General features: G+C 59.3%; 14 protein-coding genes. 6 read left to right on the plus strand and 8 right to left on the minus strand.

What is annotated here, in order from left to right:
* Positions 1 to 22: 22 nt before the first annotated feature.
* From BSZ35_RS17090 to BSZ35_RS17110, 5 genes are all read right to left on the minus strand, one after another.
* Positions 23 to 1,333, minus strand: a complete 1,311-nt coding sequence (locus BSZ35_RS17090) for a Mur ligase family protein (protein ID WP_105013907.1) — start codon at positions 1,331 to 1,333, stop codon at positions 23 to 25.
* Between the two features lie 68 nt (positions 1,334 to 1,401).
* Positions 1,402 to 1,884 (minus strand): tRNA (adenosine(37)-N6)-threonylcarbamoyltransferase complex ATPase subunit type 1 TsaE, encoded by a 483-nt coding sequence (gene tsaE, locus BSZ35_RS17095; RefSeq protein ID WP_105013575.1) that lies wholly within the window; start codon positions 1,882 to 1,884, stop codon positions 1,402 to 1,404.
* 83 nt (positions 1,885 to 1,967) lie between these two features.
* Positions 1,968 to 3,527 (minus strand): bifunctional response regulator/alkaline phosphatase family protein, encoded by a 1,560-nt coding sequence (locus tag BSZ35_RS17100; RefSeq protein ID WP_105013576.1) that lies wholly within the window; start codon positions 3,525 to 3,527, stop codon positions 1,968 to 1,970.
* Positions 3,528 to 3,635: 108 nt separating this feature from the next.
* Positions 3,636 to 4,127 carry a WG repeat-containing protein gene (locus BSZ35_RS17105; RefSeq protein ID WP_105013577.1) on the minus strand — a complete coding sequence of 164 codons (492 nt, stop codon included), beginning with the start codon at positions 4,125 to 4,127 and terminating at the stop codon, positions 3,636 to 3,638.
* 66 nt (positions 4,128 to 4,193) lie between these two features.
* Positions 4,194 to 5,156, minus strand: a complete 963-nt coding sequence (locus BSZ35_RS17110) for an aldo/keto reductase (RefSeq protein ID WP_105013908.1) — start codon at positions 5,154 to 5,156, stop codon at positions 4,194 to 4,196.
* A gap of 388 nt (positions 5,157 to 5,544) precedes the next feature.
* On the opposite strand from BSZ35_RS17110, the gene BSZ35_RS17115 reads away from it, so the two are divergent.
* Positions 5,545 to 6,732, plus strand: coding sequence for a lactonase family protein (locus BSZ35_RS17115; RefSeq protein WP_105013578.1), 1,188 nt, complete (start codon positions 5,545 to 5,547; stop codon positions 6,730 to 6,732).
* 247 nt (positions 6,733 to 6,979) lie between these two features.
* Here the strand turns inward: BSZ35_RS17115 and BSZ35_RS17120 are convergent, their stop codons facing one another.
* The 3 genes from BSZ35_RS17120 to BSZ35_RS17125 all read right to left on the minus strand — a co-directional run bounded on the left by BSZ35_RS17120 (position 6,980) and on the right by BSZ35_RS17125 (position 8,473).
* Complete coding sequence (locus BSZ35_RS17120; RefSeq protein WP_105013579.1) at positions 6,980 to 7,177, minus strand: pirin family protein; 198 nt, start codon at positions 7,175 to 7,177, stop codon at positions 6,980 to 6,982.
* A gap of 238 nt (positions 7,178 to 7,415) precedes the next feature.
* On the minus strand, positions 7,416 to 7,910 hold the full coding sequence (locus BSZ35_RS19315) for a hypothetical protein (RefSeq protein ID WP_146110146.1): 495 nt from the start codon (positions 7,908 to 7,910) through the stop codon (positions 7,416 to 7,418).
* A 110-nt stretch (positions 7,911 to 8,020) separates the two neighbouring features.
* Complete coding sequence (locus tag BSZ35_RS17125) at positions 8,021 to 8,473, minus strand: MarR family transcriptional regulator (RefSeq protein WP_105013580.1); 453 nt, start codon at positions 8,471 to 8,473, stop codon at positions 8,021 to 8,023.
* A 634-nt stretch (positions 8,474 to 9,107) separates the two neighbouring features.
* Here BSZ35_RS17125 and BSZ35_RS17130 point away from each other — a divergent pair.
* The 5 genes from BSZ35_RS17130 (at position 9,108) to BSZ35_RS17150 (ending at position 13,296) form a co-directional block, all read left to right on the plus strand.
* The gene (locus BSZ35_RS17130) at positions 9,108 to 9,569 is read left to right on the plus strand and encodes a hypothetical protein (protein ID WP_105013581.1); all 462 of its coding nucleotides are present in this window, start codon (positions 9,108 to 9,110) and stop codon (positions 9,567 to 9,569) included.
* A gap of 154 nt (positions 9,570 to 9,723) precedes the next feature.
* On the plus strand, positions 9,724 to 10,662 hold the full coding sequence (locus BSZ35_RS17135) for a hypothetical protein (RefSeq protein WP_105013582.1): 939 nt from the start codon (positions 9,724 to 9,726) through the stop codon (positions 10,660 to 10,662).
* Positions 10,663 to 10,841: 179 nt separating this feature from the next.
* A complete protein-coding gene (locus BSZ35_RS17140; protein ID WP_105013909.1) occupies positions 10,842 to 11,450 on the plus strand; it encodes an RsmD family RNA methyltransferase in 609 nt (202 codons plus the stop codon).
* Positions 11,451 to 11,465: 15 nt separating this feature from the next.
* Entirely contained in the window at positions 11,466 to 11,960 is a 495-nt protein-coding gene (gene coaD, locus BSZ35_RS17145; protein WP_105013583.1) for a pantetheine-phosphate adenylyltransferase, read from the plus strand.
* A 121-nt stretch (positions 11,961 to 12,081) separates the two neighbouring features.
* On the plus strand, positions 12,082 to 13,296 hold the full coding sequence (locus BSZ35_RS17150) for a pyridoxal phosphate-dependent aminotransferase (protein WP_105013584.1): 1,215 nt from the start codon (positions 12,082 to 12,084) through the stop codon (positions 13,294 to 13,296).
* The last annotated feature ends 42 nt before the right edge of the window (positions 13,297 to 13,338 follow it).

Raw genomic sequence — 13,338 nt, forward strand, 5'->3', positions numbered from 1 at the left:
AAGATAGATCGGGAGTGCGCAGTTACTCGCGCAGTGAAAAGGCGTCAGGGAGGAGCTCGACCATCTTGTGCGAGCCTGTAACGAAAAGGGCGTCGCCCGGTTGAGCAAAATGCTGGTAGTCCGTGAGGGCCTCCGCAAGAGGGCGAGTGGGGAGGACCTTGACGCCGTGCATCCGCAAGGTGTCGGCAATGTCTTTCGGAGAGAGGGCGCGTGCAGTGTCGACTGGAATCGGTATGACGTGGGCGTCGCGTTCAGCGAGGAGACGCGCGATCTCCGGCAGATTTTTACCCTGGACGGCGTTCATACAAACGTACAGTTGTCCGCCCCGCTGTGTAAGAGCGGCATCGATCGTCTGGAGGCCGGCGGCGATGCCCGGGGGGTTGTGGGCCACGTCGACCACGATGAGAGGCTGTTCTTGAAGGACGTCCAGGCGCCCGCGGAAGCCGGTAAGGTTCCGCACGTTGCGCAGCCCCTCGTGTACCGGATCCGGACGGGCCTGTACGGCCGGAACGACGAGCTCCGCCGCCCGAAGCGCCAGCGCCGCGTTGGCCTGCTGGTGCTCACCGGCCAGGGCCAGATGAATGCGATCATAGTCCCGCAAGGGGGTCTCCACATCCATAATGCTGCCAAAGAGGTCGGCTTTCGGCGCCCACCATGCCACCTCGTCCCGAAGATTGTACAGGGGCACATCCTGTGCCCGCGCCACCTCGGCAATAGTCGCTTTGGCGTCGCGTTGGGTGACCCCAGAGAGTACGGGCGTCTGGGGTTTAATGATGCCCGCTTTTTCTCGAGCAATTTCCGGGAGCGTGTCCCCCAGCAGGTCCGTGTGGTCGAGGTCAATGTTGGTTATGACCGACAGTGCGGGATGGAGCACATTCGTGCCGTCGAGGCGCCCCCCGAGGCCTACCTCAATCACAGCGAGATCGACCCCCCGGTCGGCAAAGTACCGAAAGGTAAGGGCGACCATGACCTCGAAAAAGCTGGGGGATACGCGGTCGAAGAGGTCGCGGTATTGATCGATGGCATCCACGAGCCACTCCGTAGGGGCAGGGACGCCGTCCACCCGCATCCGCTGCTCAACGTGGGTGAGGTGAGGCGAGGTGTGAAGGCCCGTGTTCAGTCCCGCCGCGGTGGCAATGGCGGCAATCATCGACGATACCGATCCTTTGCCGTTGGTGCCAGCGACGTGCACTGCGCGCAGGGCTTCGTGGGGGCGGCCCATCGCGTCCATCATGGTGTCCATGCGCTCCAGGCCCGGTTTTCGTGCGTCGTCACCGACGCTTCCGTACTGCGGAAGCCCGAAAAGATAGTCGAGGGCGTCGGGGCGAGGCATCGAGGCGGCCATGGTTTAGACAGGAAAGAAACCCATGGGAAGAAGCGATCCAATGGATCACCGTTCCGTTACCTTTTCGTGTGTTTACGGAGCGTAAGGCGGCGTTGATGGGCAGCCACGTGGGTGAGGGCCAGGTGCAAGGTGTGCGCCGGAAGGAGGGACTCTACGCGGTCGGCCCACTCGATACAGGTAATGCCGCTGCCGTGTACGTACTCTTCAAATCCCAGCTCGGTGAATTCGTCCGGCGACTGTACTCGGTAGGCATCAAAGTGGTAGAGAGGACAGCGGCCGTTTTCGTAGGTGTGCAAGATGGTAAAGGTGGGACTTCGAACCGCGGCGGCCGAGAGGCCCAGTCCTTCGGCAATGCCTTTCACGAGCTGAGTCTTTCCCGTTCCGAGATCGCCGTAGAGGGCTACGACGGCACCCGAAGAAAGCGTTTCAGCAAGCCGCGTGCCCAAGTTTTGGGTCTCCGATGCCGATTGGGTCGTCGCGGGAAGAAGAGACTGGATGCCGGCAAGGGGGCAGTCGGAAGGAGAGGGAGGATCGGACATAGGATCTTCTGTACAAGGCACTCCGGCAGTCGGGGCGGTCACTGATGGGACGGCTCTCGTATGCAAGGCACGGGGCATACGGGCTAACGGGGCGTCAGGGTGGCGATGGGCAGAATCATCTCTTGCATGGAGGCTCCTCCGTGCTGGAGTGTATCGCGGTAGAGGTTTTCGTAGTGGTGAAAGTTCGTTGGGTAAACGAAATAGAAATCCTCTTTTGCAAAGATGTAATTGGTGTTCATGCCGTATCGGGGCAGACCGAACTCCTTCGGGTTACGCACGAAAATAGCGTCCTCTTCGTCGCATTTGAGGTTGCGGCCGTATTTGTACCGGAGAGCAGTGGAGGTTTCACGGTCCCCAATTACCTTTGAGGATCGGAGGCTTCGGATGGCGCCGTGGTCGGTGGTAAGGACGACGGTACAGTCGGTGTCGGCAAGGGTGCGGAGGCTGTCCAGGAGCCACGAGTGCTCAAACCACGTGCGGGTCAGGGCTCGGTAGGCTTCTTCGTCCGGCGCCAGTTCTTTTAGGACATCGGAGTCGGAACGGCTGTGTGCCAAGATGTCAACGAAGTTGACGACGACCGCGCTTAGATCGTGCTGCGTGAGATTAGTGGCCTGCTGGGCAAATTCTTGTCCTTCCTTGCCGGTAATGAGCTTGTCGTAGCGGATGCTGAGGTCGCCGTAGTGGTGGCGGTCCAACTGGTCGTGGAGGAAGGGCTCCTCGTGTTGGTTGCGGCTATGCTCATCCTCCTCGTCCGTTTCCCAGGCCCCCGGAAATCGGTCCACCAACTCCACCGGAAGAAGACCGCTGAAGATGGCGTTACGCGAGTACGGAGTAGCGGTGGGGAGGAGGCTGTAGTAGAAGTCGGTCTCGATCGAAAAGTGAGGATGCAGAAGCTCCTCAAAGGTGCGCCATTGATCGTAGCGCAGGCAGTCGATCACGAAGAATACTACTGGATCGTCTCCCAACTCGGGAAGAACGAACTCGGAAATGACCTCGTGAGAAAGAGGCGGCCGGTTCGGGTCGGGAGGCGCATCCGTCGCGTCAATCCAGTCAGCGTAGTTGCTCTCGATAAAGTTTCCAAACTCTCGGTTCGCCTCTTTGAACTGGTCCTGAAAGATCTGACGCGCGCCCTCGTCCTCCGTCAGCTCCAGATCGTAGTGCACGAGCTTGCGGTAGAGGGCGGTCCAATCGGCGTGTGTGAGCGGCTCGCGGAGAGCCTGCGAGATTTCATTGAACGATTCGAGGTAGTCCTGGGAGAGGGTTTCCTGCCGCAACTGCGTGCGCTCGAGCAGACGCTTACAGGTGAGGAGAATCTGACTTGGATTGACAGGCTTCGTGAGGTAATCGCTGATCTGGTTGCCCAGGGCCCGCTCCATGAGGTCCTCTTCCTCGCTCTTTGTAACCAGGACCACCGGCAGTTCCGGGCGCACCTCCTTGATCGCTTCTAGCGTTTCGAGCCCGTCCATTCCGGGCATTTGCTCGTCAAGGAGTACGACGTCAAACAGGTCTTCCCGGACATAGTCCACCGCGTCGGCCCCGTTCGAGGTGGTCTGCACCTCATAATCCTTGTTTTCCAGAAACATGACGTGGGAGCGGAGCAGATCGATCTCATCGTCCACCCAGAGAATCCGGGGTGCGCTCATGGTCGGGTGTGGAGTTCGGAGTATGAACGGGGGAGGGAGAAATGGAGTGAGGGAGGGGCCCCTCTGGAATTCCGAATCGTTTCGCCTCACCCACGGGGGCCTTTCGGCTTACCATTCGGAGGGAGCGCGTACGGGGGTGCCGTTGAGGGTGATGTAGCCCATTTCTCCATTTTGCAGTGTCACGCGGGCTAATCCGTCCCGGAAAGTCCCGGCCGTTGCAAACTGGGGCGGAATAACGACATCTCCGTCTCGGTCAATGAAGCCCCAGAGGCTGTCGGGACGTACAGGGGCCAGGCCCTCGGAGAATGGACCTGCGGCCGCGTACGACGGCGGAATGACAGCCGTGCCGTTCGTATTGATGAAGCCGTACTGCCCATTTTGACGAACGAGCGCTCGGTTGTCAACAAACCGATAGGCCCGGTCAAACTGAGGCGGAATGGCCGGTGTGCCCTCGCGCGTCATATAGCCCCATTCGCCCTCTTGTTCGATCGGAAACAGAGGGCCGGACGCGTCGAGGGCCGGCTGAGAGACCTCGCGACAGCCGGTGAGGCCGAGTAGGAGGACGACGATCCCCAAAAGGGTAGGGTGACGAAGAACCATGATTGGAATTGGGGCGTCTGGACAATTTCACGCCGACCTCCATGTACCCGCCGGTACGGAAAACGTTCACTCCGATTCCTCATCCCATAGGCTCTCCTGCGTATACGGACTGCCGGGCATGGACCAGATCTTGCCGGGGACGTAGCGGCGATGACGGTCGAGCTCTTCGATGGCGTTCATGTCCTCCTGGGTCAGAGAGAGCTCGGCGGCGGCCAGGTTTTCTCGAATGTGTTGGGGCGTAGTGGACTTCGGAATAGTGGCTGTCCCCCGTTGAAGCGCCCAACTAATGAGGACCTGTGCGGGCGTGGCGTCGTGCTGGGTGGCAATGTCGGCGATGGTGGAGTCCTCCAACAGAAGAGGTTCATTTTCTGCCTTCATCCCTTCGGGCCGGTCCTTTGAGCCGAGCGGGGAATACGCAGTGGCATGGATTCCCTGATCGTTCATGAAGTCGAGCAGGTCCGGCTGCTGGAGGTACGGGTGCAGCTCTACCTGATTCATCTCGGGCAGGTGGTCGGCCGCGTCGATGAGCTGATCCAGCTTCTGGGCGCTGAAGTTGGAGACGCCAATGTGCCGGGTAAGACCATCCTCTACGAGCGGCTCCATTGCGGCCCACGTTGTGGCTGGAGGCAATTCCTCGGGCGAGAAAATGTGGTCGGGGGCGTCGGGCATGTCGAGGCCCGATTGAATCGCCACCGGCCAGTGCATGAGGTACAGGTCGAGATAGTCGAGCTGAAGGTCGGCGAGTGTGGACTTGAGTGCCGGACGGACATCCTCCGGGGCGTGGGCGTCGTTCCAAAGCTTCGAGGTAATCCAAAGCTCGTCTCGGGAGACGAGGCCTTGATCAAAGGCGTCGGACAGCGCCTCTCCGACCTCTGCCTCGTTTCCGTAAATGGGGGCGCAGTCGATGTGTCGGTAGCCGGCCTTCAGGGCTTCCAGTACGGCGTCGTAGACCTTTCCCGGCTCTGATTTCCAGGTGCCGAGCCCAAGCATGGGCATCTCGTCGCCGTTGTCGAAGGAAAGTGTTTGCATGATGTAGAGGTCCGATTCGAATGTGCGGTGGAGGATAGGGAAAAGGGTACTTTCCCCGTCCGTCGTCGTTCGGGGAAGACTCTGTAAGGACAAATCCAAGGGGAAATTGTTGCCCTTTCGGGCGAGGGAGTCTCCTTTCGTGGGCGACAAACCGGAGGAGAAGGGAGAAGAACCGTATCTTGGAGGAAAGCCATTCGGGCTGTCTTATGACCTCCTGGAACTATTCCGTGTGTTGCCACGCAGTCTTCTTTCGGCCAAACGGAAGACATACGGCAGACCAGCCGGGTTCTCTTGACCCGAGTGTTGAATACTGCGGGCCGGGCAATCTGCAATCATCGCCGCCGATTTGTATTCTGGAGCTAGATCATTTCCCAATCTACACTCCGCTATGTATCCTTGCTTCCGCTCTGCGCCCGTCATTGGGGGCATGCTTGTTGTCCTGTTGGTCGGCGCAATGGGAGGCTGTGCGTCCGATTCGTCCTCCTCGTCCGACGCAGCGTCCACTTCTGGTCCTCGGATTTACGTAGGGACGGGAAATGACAACCCGGACAGTGGGATCTACACCTACCGTCTCGATTCGTCCAGCGGGGCCCTTACTCGGACCCAGGACGTCACGCCGATTCTGAACCCGACATTCCTTGCCTTGTCGCAGAAGGAAGAACACCTCTACAGTGTTCGGGAGACGGTCGACTCCGCGGCGGTAGCGGCCTTTGACGTCGAGGCATCAACGGGACGCTTGCAACAAATAAACACGGTTTCGGCGGAGGGAGGGGCGCCCTGCTTCATCAGTCTGGACCAGACCGGCCAGTGGGCGCTCATTGCCAATTACGTCGGCGGGAATGTGGCTCTCTTTCCGGTGCGGGCAAATGGAGGGCTTGGGCCTGCGTCGCAGGTTGTGCAGCATACCGGGGCCGGAGCCGATCCGGACCGGCAGGCAGCGCCCCATGCGCACTCATTCCAGGTGGACCCACAAAATCAATACGCTCTGGCTGCGGATCTTGGCATCGATGAAGTGCGAATTTACCCGTTTGATGCCGACACCGGCCGGCTCGATACCACCAGCGTGCGGGTCGTATCCACTCCCCCGGGCACGGGACCGCGTCACCTCGACTTTCATCCGAATGGCGAGTACGTATATCTCATTGGTGAGCTCAGTGGTACGGTCATCGTGTATGAGTATGACGCCGAGGAGGGACGGATGACTGCTGTACAGACGGTGTCTACTGTGCCCGACGACTTTGAGGGCAACGCCGCCAGCGCCGATATTCACGTGCATCCGTCCGGGAATTTTCTCTACGCTTCCAATCGAGGCGATGCGAATGACATTGTTCATTACACGATTGACGAGACGACGGGCCGTCTCAGCAAAGCGGGGCGGCAGCAACAGGCCGTTCGCTGGCCTCGAAACTTCGCCATTGGCCCAAGAGGCGAGTTTCTCGTTGTTGCCAACCGCCGCGCCGATGCCGTTACCGTCTACCGTATTGACGCAGATACCGGAGTCCTCACGTATACCGGCCAGTCCGCTGAGGTCCCCGAGCCGACTAAGATTGAGTTTGCTACGGATCCGGGATCATAGCACGCTCTGGGGCCGAGGGAGAGGCTCAGTCGCGGGAAAGGAAACCAGTCTAGATGTTGTCGGAAAGACGTTCTGTGGCCGTCGACTTCGTGGATTTTGTGTTTCACATTGACCCTCCAGGCAGCTTCATATTCTCCTTTTCGGGGGAGACGTACAGGCAGAGCGCTCCGTCCCGCTCTTCGGACAACCGGGTGAGTTGGTGGTACGCGAAGTCCGTGTGGGGCTGAGCCGGAATGAACCACATCTGCTAGTGGGTCTCCGGCCGGTCGGTCGGGTTTGTCTCGCTGTGAATCATGCCGTCGCGCCCGGCACTGATGAGCTGCATTTCGCCCACTGAAATGTCCGCCGATCCTCCCCGATTGTTGGGGTGGCGGAAGACCCCAGAGGTGATGTAGCTCACGATGTCTACATTCCGATGTGGGTGGGCATCGATGTGGGTGGGCATCGAATCCGGAGTGCGGCTCGATCTCGCTTTCAATCAAGACGCGCAAGGGGCCAAAATGCATCCAGTCGGGATCGTAGTACTCCGCAAAGGAAAAGCTCATTCGGTTCACGGCCCCCCCGAGATCCTGATGGCCTCGCTCTTGACTTCGACGGATTCAGGGGGAAGAGAGGATGGATGTGGGGGACGGAGAAGGCATAGAAGGGGCAATTGGTGAATGATCGAAAAGGGGCGAGGGCCGTCACGGGAGACGGACGGAGACACGTTCTAGGCGGAAGGAACGGGTTGATCTGCATCCGCCTCGATTTGAAGCCGGGCGGCCACCTGTGTGACGCGCCGGCCCAGCGAACGAGCGGTTTCTTGTTCGGCCGGAACGGGGGCCTCCACATCGTCGCGCTCCTCTCGGGGCATGGTCGAGGCGCCGTACGGCGACCCCCCAACGCCATCGGGGGGTCATCATCTGGTCGTTGGCGCTGTACCGCACCCCGACGAAGACCATTCCCAGATGGAGGAGAGGCACGAGGCTCGTGAGGATGTCGGTCATGTTGGCCTGTGCGGCTTCGTACGCGTCCTGACCGGACATGGCGTCTTTCGCCGAGGATAACTCTGGAATGCGACGAAGCCGAACGGTCGAGCCCGGCAGGTCGGAGGCTCCGTTCCGAACCGCCTGGGCCAGCCGGTGCGTGGTGCCGTAGGAGGAATAAAAGGGGATGACGATGTTTGCAGAGGGATCCATGGTATCGGGTTGGAATGATAGATTCGGAAAAGGCGAATAGACCCCCACGGTTCTAAGTTTAACCGTTCAACATTGAACTATATATCCAAAAAAGTTAGGGTATACGCGCATTAGTCTACGTTGGCGAGTCCCAGTTTCTTGCAAAGACGACCGAGCTCCTCGATTTCCTCATCGTCCAGGGCACTGAAGGTCTGTCTGATGGTTTGTACGTGTTCGGGAAAGAGGTCTTCGATTAAACTTTTCCCTTCCGCAGTGAGGTGGATCTTGACGTAACGCCGATCCGCCTCATCTCGTCTGCGTTCGACGAGGCCGCGGTCCGCAAGATTGGTAACGATGGTGCTGATGTTGCCCTTACTCTGGAGAAGTTTCTCTCCGAGCTGACCCTGATACATCGGGCCGAGGTGGTACACCGACTCCAGAACGCCAAACTGACCGGAAGTGAGGTCGCGTGCCTGGAACGTTTCACTGATTGTTTGATCAATAGTATTGAAAGCCCGAGTAAAACGAATATACGCATTGAGAATGCGTTCTTCGTCGTCGGTGCCCTGGTAGTGTGTCGGCATCGGAAAGGGAGGTCAGCTATACGAGGCAGTAGGGCGGGGCGGGCCCACTCTGGGCAGGCCGTTCCGCCTCCTTCTCTATCTACGCTGGCTTAGATGGGGTTTTCTGCTGAACTGTTCAATATAGAACTATCAATTGGTTTTTTCTTTACATTGTGGCAGTGGCATGGAGGTGGTCTTCCGGTAGACAGAAAAAAGCACGCGGTTGTGTCCCGAATTTTGGACCGGTTGGACGGCCTATTTTGGGCAACTCGCAGCGGAGGCTCTCCGTTTGAGTTCCATTGTTCAGATGCTGTATGAGGGCGAAACCACATTCTGAGCGGCGGTCATCCGTTTTGGGACAGAACAGCCGGCAGGCCGCCCCGTGGTGCTTGAGGGACAGGGCAGGGACATGCCTCGTCCGGATTTGCTCGAGATCGAATTAATCGTTGATCCAGTTCGAGGATGAATCTTGCGAATCTACAGCGTAATTTTAACAGGACCTAGCCGAACAAAGGGATTGCCGCTGATTGCATTTTGCCTAGGCGCCTCCTATTTTCGGCGATAGATTTGTCCCGGTGTCGTGCCGGACATTCAATGAGGGGCCACGAACGCCCTCTTGATCACGCGTTACCGTTCTCACCAAAGGATTCCTCACATGGCATCGCGTAGCAAGCAGATTCGAATTGGCATTCAGGCACTGCTATTCGTCGCGATCATCGGGTTGGCGTATTTTCTGTATTACTCGATCACCGCGCCCTACGATCGAATTGAGCGTCAGCAGGAAATCACCGAGCGGACACGCACCCGCATGTCTCACATCCGAACGGCACTGATCGATTATGAGCGGGATAGCACCGCCTATCCGGACTCGCTGGACGTTCTGCTCCGGCATATTCAAAACGATTCGATCCTTTCGAATGCCCGAGACAGTGTCTTCGGCGGCCCCATCAATCTTGATTCCCTCTTTTACTCTCCCCGTACCGGCAAGCGGTTCCAGTATGCCGTAAGCGACACGGGACGAGTGGAGACGTACCTGCTTCAGGATCCGGATACCGACGATGAGATCGGAACCCTGAGCGGCGATCCCACCCAAACCAACGCTGCAAGTTGGGAGTAAGGGGACGGTTCTTTCGGGCGTCGGGGCGTCGTTCGGCTTCGGAGGAACCGGTCCGGGAGACGAAGAGCACCAGTGACGGGAGCTGTTTCTTGGGGGAGAAGAGAGATAGGGCCGGGCGAGCACGGGCTGTTTACGAACGGGCTCAGCAATTGGTATGAGCGAGTCGGTCTCGGCCGCAATCTCCATTCAAGGACAGACGCTTCGGTGTGCCGAACTCGAGCGTCGGGACGAAAGCTACGTTCTGCGTCGACTCGGGGAAGAGACGTTTTCCTTTGAGCTTTCGCAGGCTCTGCTTCGTCCCGAGGGCGATGCCCAGAAGGCGAGGACGGTGGGCCAGGCAGTGGCGGAGGAGTTGGCGGGCACGGAGGCACGCATTCTCCGGGTGGCCATCCATCCGCCCGACGGCTACAGCTTCTTCACGCCCATCTCATCGGATGTCCCGGTGCGGGATCGAAAGCGCCAGCTTCTGCAGCAAGCGGCCCTCGTTACGGGGGTGCGCTCGACTAAGGAGCTTCACATGACGTCCGATACGGTGCGGACCACGCAGGATAGCGAGGGGGAGCCGTTCATGTGGGTTCACGTGCTGGCCGTGCCCGATGCAGTCGACCAGCGGATGGCGGAGCTCGTGGATCCGCTTCCTGTGCGCGAGCATCAGTGGATTGTCAGCTCCGAGGCAGCGGCTCGTGTGACCAGCCGGACCGAACGGACGGGAGGGTCGGCCACGGAGGCTCTCCGTCCCTACACGCTGGCGGTCGGGCAGTATCCATCGCATACCGAGTATGCCCTTTCGCGGAATCGAGAGTGGTACCACGCCCATTATGCGGAAGAGGCGGAAAGTCCCGAGAATCGAGCGTACTTTGCCGTCGGGTTCATGAATCGGGTGGACGTTCCCCTCAACGCTGTCGGCCGGGTGTACGTATACGGGATGGATGTCGACCTGGACGAATATGTCTCCTTCGAAGGGGTCTTTGGACGAGAGCCGCAGGCTCTTAATCCATTCCGAGTTGTGCGTACGCCTTCCGAGGAGTCTTCGGACCAGGCGTGCGCCTATGCCCCCTGCATTGGGGCCGGCATTGATCCGTACATGGGGTAGTATTGCGGGACCGGTTGATCGGATCTCTTTCCGGATCGGTCGTTACTATGGACGGACGTGAGGCATAAGTTCGACCGACCCCCCCCGCTTGAAAGAGCGGGGACGGTGCCCGTTATTTGCCGGATCGGCGAGGCCCACGTGCGTGGTTCGCTTCTGTTGGATAGCATTGCATGCTCACGATGAGAATTATTGCCGGCCATTACGGCGGTCACGGACTCAAGTCGCCCCAAGGCCACGAGACCCGCCCGTCTACGGAGCGCGTCCGTGAGTCGCTCTTTAGTCTCGTAGACGCCCGCATCTACCTGGAAGGGGCCGAGGTCCTTGATCTCTTTGCCGGGACCGGGGCACTGGGGCTGGAAGCCATCAGCCGAGGCGCCTCGCTCGTTACCTTCGTGGAGCAGAAGGGACACGTGCTCGATTACGCCCGTGAGAATGCCGAAAAGCTTGGCGTAGAGGACAAGTGCATCTTCATTCAGGCGGATGCGGTTGAGTATCTTCGGCAATACCAGGGGCCGGAGCTTGACCTCATCATGGCGGATCCTCCCTACAAGCTTGAGGCAATGCAGGAGCTTCCGGATCTGGCCATCCCGTGTCTCGACGTGGATGGGGTCTTCACGCTGGAGCATAGCTCGCACGACTGGTTTGACGACCATCCGCATCTGATGACCAGTCGTCCGTACGGGCGGACCATCGTGAGTTTGTTTCGCCCCCCCTTGCCGCCGGCGGAGGGAGACGAAACTGCGGAGGCCGATGCGTCCAACAACGAGTCCGTCGCCTCGTCTTCCTGAGTCTTTCCTCTGGTCATGGACAAGGATTTTGCCCTGTATCCCGGTACATTTGATCCGTTTACGTATGGCCATCGTGACGTTCTAGAACGAGCCCTTCGCGTGTTTGACCGTGTGGAGGTCACGGTGGGAGTGAACGTGGAAAAAGATACGCTTTTTACCACAGAGGAGCGCACAGCTCTCGCCCAGCGATGTACCGACGACCTCGACGGCGTTTGCGTCGTGGCCCACGAAGGACTCATTGTGGATCGGGCACAGTCGGTTGGCGCCGCGGCACTTGTTCGTGGGCTTCGGCAGGTGAGCGACTTCGACGCGGAGTTTCGAATGGCCTTTGCAAACCGAAAACTGGCCCCCGAGTTGGAAACGGTCTTCTTCATGACGTCGGAAGAGTACGCCCTCATCAGCTCCTCCATGGTCCGCGACGCTCATCGGTGGGACGGCGATGTCTCAAAGTTTGTGCCGCCCCCGGTTGTGGAGGCTCTGGAACGAAAGAAGGCCGAATTGGCAGAATGAGGTGCCGGGGCCGCCTCGCAGGAGCCCATGCCTGCCTGTTCCGCCGGCGTTCATCGCCGCCGGTTCTGTCCTGCTCAATAGGATTGTCGTATCCCCCTTACGTTTTGTCTCGCAATTGCCTATGCCTTCCTCCTCCCAGTCCATTCGCCTGAACAGTCGTGTCGCCGACATGCAGCCGTCGGCTACGCTTGCCATGAGTGCTAGAGCCGAAGAGTTACGTCGAGAGGGGCGTCCCGTCGTGGCCCTCAGCGCCGGCGAGCCGGATTTCGACACGCCTGATCCCATTGCCCGTGCGGGAATGGAGGCGATCGAAAATGGCTTCACGCATTACACCGAAAACACGGGGATGATGGAGCTTCGGGAGGCCATCTGCGAGAAGTTTGAGCGCGACAATGGACTTGACTACTCCCCGGAGCAGGTGGTCTGCTCAAATGGGGCCAAGCAGTCGCTCGCTCTTGCGATTCACGTCCTCGCCGATGAGGGGGACGAGGTGCTCGTGCCTGCTCCCCATTGGGTGAGTTATCCTGAGATGACGCGTTTCGCTGGGGCCGAGCCTGCCATTGTGTCCACAGGGGTGGAGGAGCAGTATCGAATGTCGGCGGAGGCACTGGATGCGGCATTGACGGAGCGTACTCGTGTCGTGGTTCTTTGCTCGCCGTCGAACCCGACGGGCTCTGTCTACCCGCCGGATGAGCTGGCGGCCCTCGCCGAAGTGATTAGCGACTACGACGATGTCTTCGTGATCTCCGACGAGATTTACGAGCACGTCCGCTTTGATGCCGAGCATCGATCGTTCGCGTCTTTTCCTGGCATGATGGAGCGGACGGTCACCATCAACGGCTTCTCGAAGGCCTATGCCATGACGGGATGGCGTCTCGGCTATATGGCGGCGCCCCAGCCCGTTGCCGACGCAGCGGCTAAGATCCAGAGCCAGTTTACATCGGCGCCCAGCAGTATTTCTCAAAAGGCGGGCGTGGCTGCACTCAACATGGATCCGGCTCCAGTGGAGGAAATGGTGGCAGCATTTCGTCGTCGTCGGGATCACGTGCTGGAGCATCTGCGCTCGATCGACGGGGTGCGCTGCCCGACGCCGGAAGGGGCATTCTACCTGTATCCCGATCTGTCGGATTTTTTCGGAATGACGACTCCGGAGGGAGAGACCATTGAGAATAGCACTGACCTTTGCTTCTACCTTCTGGAAGAGCACGACGTGGCCCTCGTGCCGGGCGATGCCTTCAATGGACCCAACGGCCTTCGCCTTTCCTACGCGTCCTCGATGGAGGATTTGGAAACAGCCCTGAAGCGGATTGAGCAGGGCCTCCTGGCGCTGCAGTAGTCCCGCTGGCATGCCGGCGGCGTTGTTGTATCTCGTCCTCAC

The organism is Salinibacter sp. 10B (assembly GCF_002954405.1).
GTDB lineage: Bacteria > Bacteroidota > Rhodothermia > Rhodothermales > Salinibacteraceae > Salinibacter.